Source organism: Burkholderia sp. ZZQ-2 (assembly GCF_050768715.1).
GTDB lineage: Bacteria > Pseudomonadota > Gammaproteobacteria > Burkholderiales > Burkholderiaceae > Burkholderia > Burkholderia cepacia.
Genome location: NZ_LDVA01000317.1, coordinates 78,767 through 88,280 on the forward strand (window position 1 = coordinate 78,767; position 9,514 = coordinate 88,280).

A 9,514-nucleotide genomic window follows, 5' to 3' on the forward strand; every position below is an offset into this window, starting at 1 on the left:
ACGCTGAGCACTACAGTGTCTTCAGCTTCGAGATCTTCGTTCCTTCAAGCGTCACACCCGCCATCAACCCGCTGTTCGTCAGCACGAATGCTTCGATCGGCGCGGTCGCGGTGATGGTGTCGACATTGCCGTTCGCACCAACTTTCAGGACTGCAACTGATGCGTCGCCGCCTGCCGACCAGCCTTCGCTGCTACGGAACCGATTAAGCGCGTCCTCGGTCATGAACAGGAAAATGATGGCTTTCGATTGTGCGCCGATCTGCAGCCCGATCGAGCCGGTCGTGGTGCTGTAGTACCCGACGGTGCTGCCGGCCACGCGCAGCGAGCCTTCACCGTACTGACCGCCGATCCAGAAGCCGGCCGCGATGACCGATGGGAACACCAGCACGCCACGCGCCTTACCGACAAGTTCATGTAAGCCGTTGGCGCTGGAGTAAAGACGTGCGAGGGTCGAGTCGACACCCGCATCGATGGTGTGGCGTTTGTCGGTCTGGTGGCCGCTGGCGTCGGATGTTCCGGTCATCGTGCAACCTGAAACCGCGAGGGGAAACAGCCAGGATCGATCCCGGCGTACCCCATAGAAATGTTCGTCGTAGCATCATCGTCTCCTGATTGTTGCCCGAGCTTTCGAGGCTACGTCAGGACGGCCACGGATGCGGTACGACAGCGTACAAAGGCGCAACATCCGCGTTGTCCCGCGTCGCGTTCGGCTTCGCGGCACGTGCAGCGTGTGCGGGTGAATGTCGGTCGATGCCGCGCAACCGGTCCGTCTCCGCAAGCGTCCTTCACCGTACAGACACGCCATCTCGTTGTCGGGACGATGTCCTCTGCAACCATCCGTTCGTTCGTGCGTGACCTGTACACGCACATCGACGTGGTTCACGTCAGCGGTGAATGATTCCGTCATTCGTCTCCGGTCGATCAAACGAAGCAACGTGCCTGGATCCGACCGGCAAGGAGAGCAACATGCGTGCGTCTGTCTACGTCTGTCTTGCGGCTATTGCGACCGTGCTTGCCGGATGCTTTTGGGTACCCGGTGAGGGCTATCGCGGCGATCGAAACGGGGGGTATGGCGGTGCGTATGGCGGCAATCACGAAAGCGGATGGAATCGAGGCGACACTTCGCGCGACCACATGAATCATTCCGGGCGTTCCGATGACCAGGGGCCGCATGGGGCAGGGCAACGGGAAGGATGGTAGGTCAGGGCTGCGGGCGTCACATGAAAACAGCGTCCTTCCGGTGCGCTTCATCATGACCGATGCCGCGGCTCGGCAACGCACACGTCGCCGTGTCGAAGTTCTCCTTTCATATCCCGTTGTACGGCGATTCTCCCAAACAGATCGATCGGAAGAAACGACCGGCAGTCGCCATGGATGGCCGGGCCGCGTCGTTCGCCATTCGATCGCGTCGTTTCGCGAAGCTGGCGCCCCGGATACCCCATTGCTCACGTCCTGCCAGACTCGAGCAGGTTCTTCAGCGCCGCCATTTGTTCCTTCTGCATGTTCAGCAATTCAGTACATTGCTCCTCGCGCAACCCGTCCAATTTTTCATGGAGCAACATGATCTCGAGTTCGGCCTTCAGATTGATTTCGTAATCGTGTTCGGCAGAGACCCGGTCCTTGTATGACTGCCGGTTCTGCGCCATCAGGATAATGGGTGCCTGGATAGCTGCCAGCATCGAGAGAAACAGGTTGAGCAGGATATACGGGTAAGGATCGAAGGCCTTGCTGTACGTTGCCAGAATCAGCGAATTCAGACTGACCCAGGCGACCATGACGACGACAAAGCACGTGATGAATATCCACGACCCGCCGAAGGCGGCAACGGCATCCGCTGCGCGCTGGCCGCGCGTTGCCGCTGCATCCAGTTCTTTCGTGGGGTCTCTCGCGACGTGCTTTCGCTCCGAGATGAGATGTGCAACATTCTTCGTGCGCTCGTCCAGTGATTCATAGGGGACGCCAAAGAATTTTTCGGCAAGCTCCGCAGGTTTACGCATGTTGCTCTCCGCGCGCGGTCGCACAATCAGAACAGAATAGAACCGCAGTCAGGTCATTGCAAAAGGCTGGTTGCTCGGCAACCGCGAAGCAACGAAACCGAAACGGCCCGAACAGCGGCCTCTCCCGGTTTCGTTGCCATCCGACCCAATGGACAAAGTCCCGCGCGATCCCGCACCCTACCGGAACCGGAGCGGTATGAACAGGCTGACGCCTGGCGCCGACTGCGGCGCATAAACCACGGGTGAGAGCGAAGTCCGAGCGTGGCCGACAGCCAGGAACAAATTGCAATAGAAACGGGAACAGCTTTACGGAAAAGAGCGGCAGCGGCTCGCGGATTCCATTTGGATCATTTTAATTTGACATAATGGAATCTCTCGTCTGAAACGAGTAGTCGCGGAGCATCCGAGTCTGGATCACCAGCACCGACTGGCCAAGAATACCGCTCGCTTAATTGTTCGTTATTCTGAATCGAATAATCCATCTACGTCCAGATTCAGCGCGAATAGTCAAAAAAATGAAACGGCGAATCTTCGAACGATATCCCGCAGACCCGCCGGAAACGGTGGATTACGACGGCTGCTTCCCGGCTCGGCAGTTGTCGACCCATTCCCATGCCATGTCGTACGGGATGATCGCATCGGGACCATTCTTGGCTACGAAATTATTCTGCCACTTTTGTGTACACGCGTTTTCTTCGGTCGGCCACGCGTTGCGATCCTCGGTAGGGGCCGATGAAGAGGGCGACGCGGATGCTGCTGCATTGTTGCCGACAGGCGGGAAGCGTTGCTCACATTCCTCTGACCACTTTGCTTCTTGCTGACCACTAACGTCCATCGGGTCCGGTGGCGTAGCGTTTCGAAGGTCGCGGATACAGGCTTTCACCTTTTTGCTATGCTCAAGGGTTGCGAGCGTGTTCGCTGTAGTCTGTGCTTCTTCTGGCGTTGGTACCCGCGTGCCCATTTGCCATACGTCGTGGCTGATGAGTTCGCCAGTGTTGGGATCGAATCGATCCTCGGCACCGTCGAGTTTGTCGTTGGAAAATGATGAGCGGTAGATGACGCGCTTGCCATCGGGTGCATAGCGGATCATTTGCCCGTTGGCCGCACCGTTTTCATAGTGTGCTTCCAGGAGCGTGTTTCCGGTCTTGCCGTCGTACGTCTTGACCGTGCCGTCGAGCCATCCGTGCTTCCATGGAAATTCCCCGATGAGCTGTCTGGTCGGTGCGTAGTAGACCTTCTCTGCCCCGTCCGGCTTGCCGTTGCTAAAATTGACATCTAGGACGGTACGATCACCGGTGTTATCAAAGACCTGCATCGAGCCGGTGAGTGCAGCGCTGCTGAACGACATTTTCATGCGAACGGTATCCGATTGCGGCGCCTTGCAGACGACATCACCATCGAGTATGCCCTCGGTCACCTTTGCATCGCAGAGGAACTGATGGATGGCCATCGGACTGATGCCATCACGATAAGCTTCGGGCACGACGTACGCGCTGCTTTGCATCATCCGTTGGTAGCCCGGCTGGTTATTCAGAATGTCGGGGACTGGCACGTTTGTGACTTTTCCGGAGAACGGTGAGTTCGCGTCACCAGCATAGACCTTGCCGTTGACGATCTGAGTGTTACGGTAGTCGAGGGCATCGCCCTTGCAGCCACTGAGGATGAGGGCTGCGAAAGCGATCGCAATTGGTACTGCGAGACGTTGGCGAAAGTGGGTGGTTGCCATGGCTGGAAATATGATTGAAGACGCGATCGTGACGCGGTGGTTTGAGCGACCGCGGGTACAAAAAAACCGACCGGCGAGCCGGTCGGCTGAAATGGTTCTGGCTATCCGAGGGGGGTACATGCCAGAACCCAGGCCAAGCATTGCAAGCTGTTTAGTTCAATGCGGCGCGGCGACGACCGAGTTAAGTGCGGTCAACAAGGTGCCAGGAAGATCGGATGCGAACTGCAGGGATTTGTCGGTGTAAGTAGACGGGTACAGCCAGCCGACCTGCAGTCGTCCAGCGCGAAGTGCAACGACAAGCTTGGCGCCGAGGGCGAGAGGTTGGAGTCGAGCGTTCCCCGAAGTCAGTGCCGAAATATCGGCGGTCGCGAAGTCGAGTACCAGCACATTGGCGTTTCTGGCGTATGCGGACCACGTGCCAAGCGTGTTGTCGACGACGGCGCGATGATCTGCCGACAGCTGAATCGTGCCCAGTCCGACATTCAGTCCGGCCATAGCGATGCCGACAGCCTGTTGAACCGAGTTGTACGTCGTAGTCGAACTGCCGGACGTCATGACGATCGTGTTGCCGTCCATATAGGCGGGAACTCCACCGCAGACCAACCCGCCTTGCACAACAGCGTTGTCACACATCGGAACGGATACCGGCAGTACGACGCGGTCGGCCGAATAGGTCTGGATGCCGAGGTATGCAGTCGTGCCACTCGGGAATATGGTGCCGGTCAATTGCGATGCATGAGCGAAGTCATAGAAGCCCGGTACGGCAGGCGCGGCGAACGACAAGGGTTGGCCGGACAGGTCAACGGAACGTGCCTCATACGTGAACCCCATACCCGATACCGGGTCGGAGCCGGATAGCGTCGCGCCGATACGCGAAAGAGGCAGCGGGGTGAGCCGCTGAGTCTCCGAGACGAGGTTCGACCACGTTCCGTCTTTCTTCAGCGCGTACTCGCCGGCAAGCCCGTCGTATTTGTCGCCGTTGTACGCACCGAGACCGACATTGGTCCAGTTGTCGGTTCCGGCCGGCAGGTTTTCCTGTCGATCGGTCTGCAGGGCCCCATTGACGATCTGGCGGACATTGCGAACCAGCGCTTGATTGGTCGAGCCCGGCGTCGGGTTGTATCCGCCGAAGAACGAGATCAGGTAATCGACAAAGCTGTAGGTGGGTTTGGCGAGGACCTGCGAGGCGTCCGCGATCTGGTAGACCGGTTTTGCCGCTTGGGTGGCTAGATCGTCCTGAGTGATCGCCGTCACGCTGCCCTTGGCGACCATGGCGTTCAGGGCATTGCGAAGCGTCGCGGCATCGACCGCGCCCTTGACCGAGAAGGTTCCGAGCTTGTCCACGATCTGCGCTGCGAGCGCTTGGGTCGCCGCATCGCTGTTCGCGAGGTAGTCGGCATTCGGATCGACCTGTTTGCCAAGCAGGTTTTGCACGGCAGCGATGGCCTGCGGGTGGCTCAAACCGGTCTGCATTTGGGCGCCAACCAGTGTCGTGAGCGGACTGATAACCTGCGATGTCGTGGGTTGGATGACCTGCGACAGCGTGAAGGTGGCGGGGAACTGGAATCCCGCTGGGCGAGACTGGTCCTTGGTCGTCGGTGTGACCTGGACGAGTAGCGTTTTTCCGGTTGTGTCGCCGCTATACGGAATCGAGAACTGGCCGGTCCCGTCCGTGACCGCCGTGGGCTCTCCAGAATCACAAACCCCGTTGTTGTTCAGGTCCAAGCAGACCGTTGCACCGACCAGGTAACCGTCGATGGCTTTACCGGTGACCGCAGGTGCCGGCGTTGTCGGCGTGCCTCCGCCCCCGGGTGACGGCTGACTGGGGCTAGAATTGCCGCCACCGCCGCAGGCGGCAAGGGCGGTCGCGACAGACAGGCCCAGGATGTGTTTGCTGAACCCCGTATGTTTTTTGGCTTTCATTGCTTTCTCCGTTTGACGTGCTCGTCCCGTACGGATGGGCACATTGGATGTAGTGTTTACTCGACAATTCAAGGCGCACGGATATAGCTGGATCGATACGAGCTCGAACCAGCAGGACGCTCGAGGCAGCCAATGGACGTCGTAATGTAGATTATATACGTCTATAATTGAAGTGTTTACAGCGTCGTTAATCAGTCGACGGGCGGGCATCCTGCACGCCATGGCTACTAGGCGCTCAACTTCCGCCGCATCAAGACCTGCCCCGATCTCGATTGCTCTTGGCAAGCGAGTCAAGGAGTGTCGACATGCGGCCGAGAAATCTCAGGAAACATTGGCTTTCGAAGCGCACGTTGACCGCACGTATATCTCCGCGATCGAGCGTGGTATCGCCAATCCATCTGTCGAAACGCTCGCGAACATCTGCTACGTCCTCAATGTGACGTTGGCCGAACTCTTTGCGCCGTTGGATGGCGTGTCGCTGAAACCGACGGGAGAGCGCCGAGCGAATGCGGCGACGCCGCCGGAAATCAAGCGGCAGCGTCTGCGTTAACGGTCACCGCCTCGAGTTGCCTAGACGGCGACTATTCGCTAGGCGGAGTGCCGTTCAATAATCGCCAGGTAGCAGAAGCGTTGTCACGGACCGATCCCATTCAGTAATGAGCCAAACGGTCTGTCCATCAGCGAGGACATAACTGGACAGGATCCGTGATCCAGCATCGACGGCCAGTTCGTTTTGTTCCCGATCGGATTCAGATAGATCTCCCCAGTCCCCGCAGGCGTGTCGGATCAACAGATTGATGATCGAGACGTTCGCATTGGCGACGACACTCAGCGCGGCGGGTGTGGCAAGGACTCGGCCGAGCTTGAAGCGCGGGCCGGGCAGACGGTTGGATGTCGAATTCATGGTGTTCTCCAGTGAGTGGACGAGCAACGGCCTCCAGGCTTGGCTGGATGCGAGGACGTCCGGGGGAATTAAGAAAAGAGAACCGGGCGAAAGCCCGGTTTATGCCGGCAGGTTGAGTTCGGCGAGTCGCCGGCGAAGTGCCAACGCTTTGGCTTGTGAACAGCCGAGGTGGATACGGATGTCTGCGACGGTGGGGCGGACCAGACCGGCCGCAACGTCGTGCGCGAGTCGAGTCACCGCGTCGTCAGGCCGTGTCACGATCGACGGCCTTTCATTCGGATCGTCTAAATTGCGACTAACGGTCTCACCCGTTTCCATCATCGAACTTGCCGCCGCGACTGTGGGTACCGCCGTAGTCATGGCTGCGACGACCGGGATTTCCATGGGAGTCGCGTCACGGGACGTCGCTTCGGCAGAAGAGCGCCCGAGCACGATGACCCACAGCAAACAGGCGGCGCTTTCCAGTACGGTCGCGAACGTCAACCCCGACAGCAGATCGACACGCGCAGTCGTCGCACCGAGTAACGCCGCGAGTCGCGACGTGACCGGATCGACGAGTAACGCGTCGCGCTGATCGGTGACTCGATCGCGTTCGGCTTCGACGTGTCGCACCTCGTCGGCTTCTGCGTTCAGCGCGTCAAGTTTCGCGACCAGCGTCACGTGGCGTGCCTCTTGCATCACGCAGTCACGACGACACCGTAGTGCGTCGATTGTCGCGAGCTGCTGCATGATCGTGGCCCGATCATCCATGACGACGGTCAGGCTACGGCGCGGTGCGGGCGGGAAAGCAACTGCAGTGGCCATCCGCCGGGCACCTGCATGCTGCTGGGCAAGCAGAAAGAAGGTGACGTGGCCGTAACAGGCGGTTGCCATGCATGCCAACCACAACAGGCCGCCGATCACTCTGACGCCAAGCGGCTTACCTCGGATGAGCGCCGGCAGTAGATGCGCGCTCGTGATGAGCACCACGCCAATCGCGATCCAGATGAGCCGTTCCGGCCACGTGCCACCGCGTTGCCAACCCGCCAATACAGACAGACTGAGCGCAGTGGCCGTGGCCGACATCGCCAGAGCAATAATCCAGCGAGATGACCGCATCATGCTGCCTTGCCGCCCAGCAACACGGCTTTGCGCTCGAGCTTGCCGCGCAGCGTCGCGGATTGACCGGTATCGTCGCCGCTTCCGGTATCCGGATGGCCCGCCGACTCGGGATAGAACTCCTCGGCCACGGCGGCGCGTTCGTCAGGACTGTCTTCGAACGCGCCATTCGCGAAGCCAGACCGTGCTGCCGCGTCGAGTGCGGCCTGATCGAACCCTGCCGCTCGCCGCCGCGCATCGAGTTCGCGCGCCTGCATCAGCGTGTCTTCGAGCGTACTGCCCGATCGCACGCCTAGATCGACGTAATAGATTGCGGACCGATAGCTCTGCGTGGTTGATTTTCCGCGCAGCCGAAGCTCCAGCGACAGACTGGCGAGCAGGTTGCCGGACACGGCACGGAAGTAGTGCAACCGAGCGGCAAGGGTGCGAATCGAGTTGTACGAGGTGGTGCGGAAGATGAACGAACCCATCTCGTCTTCGTCGCCAACGATCACATTCAGTCGCGCATAGGGCTTGCAACCGCCCTGGCGCGCGAAGGCACAGCCGTCCGGCGACGGGCAGGGTAGGTTTTCGATGCCGGCGTCACCCGCGCGACGACACGTTTCCCCGTTGCCGACGCACACCGGCCGCCCGGTGTCCCGGTCGAACAGGCTGTAGTCGGCACGCAGGTTGAGATCCGGATCGTTGAAGAGCATGCGGACCGGAATCGCGCGGAGCTTGCCGGACGCCGCCTTGCGCAGCGTTTCATTCAGTGGATGCAACATCCACTCGCCACGCTGTTGTACCTGGGTGGTGAGCGTGAACTGGTCGTCCTTCTCGGGAATGCGCTTGCCGTTTTTCTCGACGATGCGACCGATGGAGATGCGCCCGACAACGGGCGGAGTGATAGCAAGACCTTTGAGCATGATGGCCTCTAAGCTGAATAGGTAAAGTGGAGGGATGCGATTTCGAGTTGCCGCACTGGCTACCGAGCGAAATGTGCTTCGAGCTTGTCGTGGATCTCGCGCGGGACGCCTTGCTAGGCTTGAACGCTGATCATCGGGTGAACGCCGAATTGCGCTTGCAACTGGTCGAGTGGCACCGTCGCAACCCACTCGGCATGCTTGCTGAGCGCGTCCATGACGAACGGCTGGGCAAGCGCGCCATATCGTGAAAAAGTCATGATGTCGGTGAGACATTCGAGATTTGTCATGGCCGGTCGGGTCAGGTGGAAATAAGGAAGCGCCGAGAACCGAGTTTCGAGATGGCGTATTGCTGTTCGAGCGAGGGGTGATCGGCCAGTAGCCGCTCCAGATCGATCGATGACGAATCCTTGCTGCGCTTGAACGAGACCGAACCGGTTTCGAACAGGGCGCGCGTGGCATCACCCATGGCTTCCTGGATTGCTTGCTTGAACTGCGCCTCGAGCTGCTGGCGCGTCTCGATCTCGGTCCGTACGGCGACCAGATCGGCAAACACGGAAGACAGGTGACGATCACCGCTGAAATCGATCGTTTCGCCGTTGCCGGGATACAGATGGCGTAGGGCGCGGTCGGCCGACTCCGATCCGTCGGCGGGCGGTGGCGTATCGCTCTCCACGAAACGCCAGAAACGGGCTTCGAGTTCGACCAGCCGCTTGATCAATGCCTCGTCCCGTTCGATCCGATGAACTTCCAGTGCCTGGCCGCACAACAGGACGGCGACGTGTGCAGCAGATTTGCCTGTTACTGCAAGCTGATGCTGAACCTGAATTTGTACGTACTCGGGCACGCCTTCCCGCCAGAGCCGGGCCCCGAACTCTCCCGCTGTCTTACATTCGAGAATCTGGACGTCGGGCACGCCAACGATCTCCCGGTCGAGGTTGGCGAGCATGAAAGGGATCGTCGG

9 protein-coding genes and 1 pseudogene are annotated in these 9,514 nt (G+C 59.6%); 1 reads left to right on the forward strand and 9 read right to left on the reverse strand.

The features are described 5' to 3' along the window. Positions 1-10: 10 nt before the first annotated feature. The 4 genes and pseudogenes from ABY44_RS29080 to ABY44_RS29095 all read right to left on the reverse strand — a co-directional run bounded on the left by ABY44_RS29080 (position 11) and on the right by ABY44_RS29095 (position 5,646). Positions 11-599 (reverse strand): annotated as a pseudogene (locus ABY44_RS29080) (BPSL1445 family SYLF domain-containing lipoprotein). Positions 600-1,445: 846 nt separating this feature from the next. Then, complete coding sequence (locus ABY44_RS29085; RefSeq protein WP_234743373.1) at positions 1,446-1,997, reverse strand: DUF1003 domain-containing protein; 552 nt, start codon at positions 1,995-1,997, stop codon at positions 1,446-1,448. Between the two features lie 568 nt (positions 1,998-2,565). Continuing rightward, the gene (locus ABY44_RS29090) at positions 2,566-3,723 is read right to left on the reverse strand and encodes a toxin-antitoxin system YwqK family antitoxin (protein ID WP_431642881.1); all 1,158 of its coding nucleotides are present in this window, start codon (positions 3,721-3,723) and stop codon (positions 2,566-2,568) included. A 156-nt stretch (positions 3,724-3,879) separates the two neighbouring features. Then, on the reverse strand, positions 3,880-5,646 hold the full coding sequence (locus tag ABY44_RS29095; RefSeq protein ID WP_431642883.1) for a hypothetical protein: 1,767 nt from the start codon (positions 5,644-5,646) through the stop codon (positions 3,880-3,882). A gap of 220 nt (positions 5,647-5,866) precedes the next feature. Between ABY44_RS29095 and ABY44_RS29100 the strand changes: the two genes are divergently transcribed. Beyond that, positions 5,867-6,196, forward strand: a complete 330-nt coding sequence (locus tag ABY44_RS29100) for a helix-turn-helix domain-containing protein (protein WP_124470067.1) — start codon at positions 5,867-5,869, stop codon at positions 6,194-6,196. A gap of 54 nt (positions 6,197-6,250) precedes the next feature. Here the strand turns inward: ABY44_RS29100 and ABY44_RS29105 are convergent, their stop codons facing one another. From ABY44_RS29105 to ABY44_RS29125, 5 genes are all read right to left on the reverse strand, one after another. After that, a complete protein-coding gene (locus ABY44_RS29105) occupies positions 6,251-6,550 on the reverse strand; it encodes a hypothetical protein (RefSeq protein WP_124470068.1) in 300 nt (99 codons plus the stop codon). A 99-nt stretch (positions 6,551-6,649) separates the two neighbouring features. Next, positions 6,650-7,648: a hypothetical protein gene (locus ABY44_RS29110; protein ID WP_431642888.1), complete on the reverse strand. Its 999-nt coding sequence runs from the start codon at positions 7,646-7,648 to the stop codon at positions 6,650-6,652. Beyond that, positions 7,648-8,553: a phage capsid protein gene (locus ABY44_RS29115; protein ID WP_431642885.1), complete on the reverse strand. Its 906-nt coding sequence runs from the start codon at positions 8,551-8,553 to the stop codon at positions 7,648-7,650. Before ABY44_RS29115 ends, ABY44_RS29110 begins: the two co-directional genes overlap by 1 nt. A 113-nt stretch (positions 8,554-8,666) precedes the next feature. Continuing rightward, positions 8,667-8,840 carry a hypothetical protein gene (locus tag ABY44_RS29120; RefSeq protein ID WP_185723438.1) on the reverse strand — a complete coding sequence of 58 codons (174 nt, stop codon included), beginning with the start codon at positions 8,838-8,840 and terminating at the stop codon, positions 8,667-8,669. An 11-nt stretch (positions 8,841-8,851) separates the two neighbouring features. Continuing rightward, on the reverse strand, positions 8,852-9,514 hold a 663-nt coding region (locus ABY44_RS29125; RefSeq protein WP_431642886.1), incomplete at its 5' end, for a YqaJ viral recombinase family protein.

Coding starts and splice junctions, on each gene's coding strand:
- ABY44_RS29085 (WP_234743373.1), bottom strand. CDS start 1,997: ATGCGTAAACCTGCGGAGCTTGCCGAAAAATTCTTTGGCGTCCCCTAT.
- ABY44_RS29090 (WP_431642881.1), bottom strand. CDS start 3,723: ATGGCAACCACCCACTTTCGCCAACGTCTCGCAGTACCAATTGCGATC.
- ABY44_RS29095 (WP_431642883.1), bottom strand. CDS start 5,646: ATGAAAGCCAAAAAACATACGGGGTTCAGCAAACACATCCTGGGCCTG.
- ABY44_RS29100 (WP_124470067.1), top strand. CDS start 5,867: ATGGCTACTAGGCGCTCAACTTCCGCCGCATCAAGACCTGCCCCGATC.
- ABY44_RS29105 (WP_124470068.1), bottom strand. CDS start 6,550: ATGAATTCGACATCCAACCGTCTGCCCGGCCCGCGCTTCAAGCTCGGC.
- ABY44_RS29110 (WP_431642888.1), bottom strand. CDS start 7,648: ATGCGGTCATCTCGCTGGATTATTGCTCTGGCGATGTCGGCCACGGCC.
- ABY44_RS29115 (WP_431642885.1), bottom strand. CDS start 8,553: ATGCTCAAAGGTCTTGCTATCACTCCGCCCGTTGTCGGGCGCATCTCC.
- ABY44_RS29120 (WP_185723438.1), bottom strand. CDS start 8,840: ATGACAAATCTCGAATGTCTCACCGACATCATGACTTTTTCACGATAT.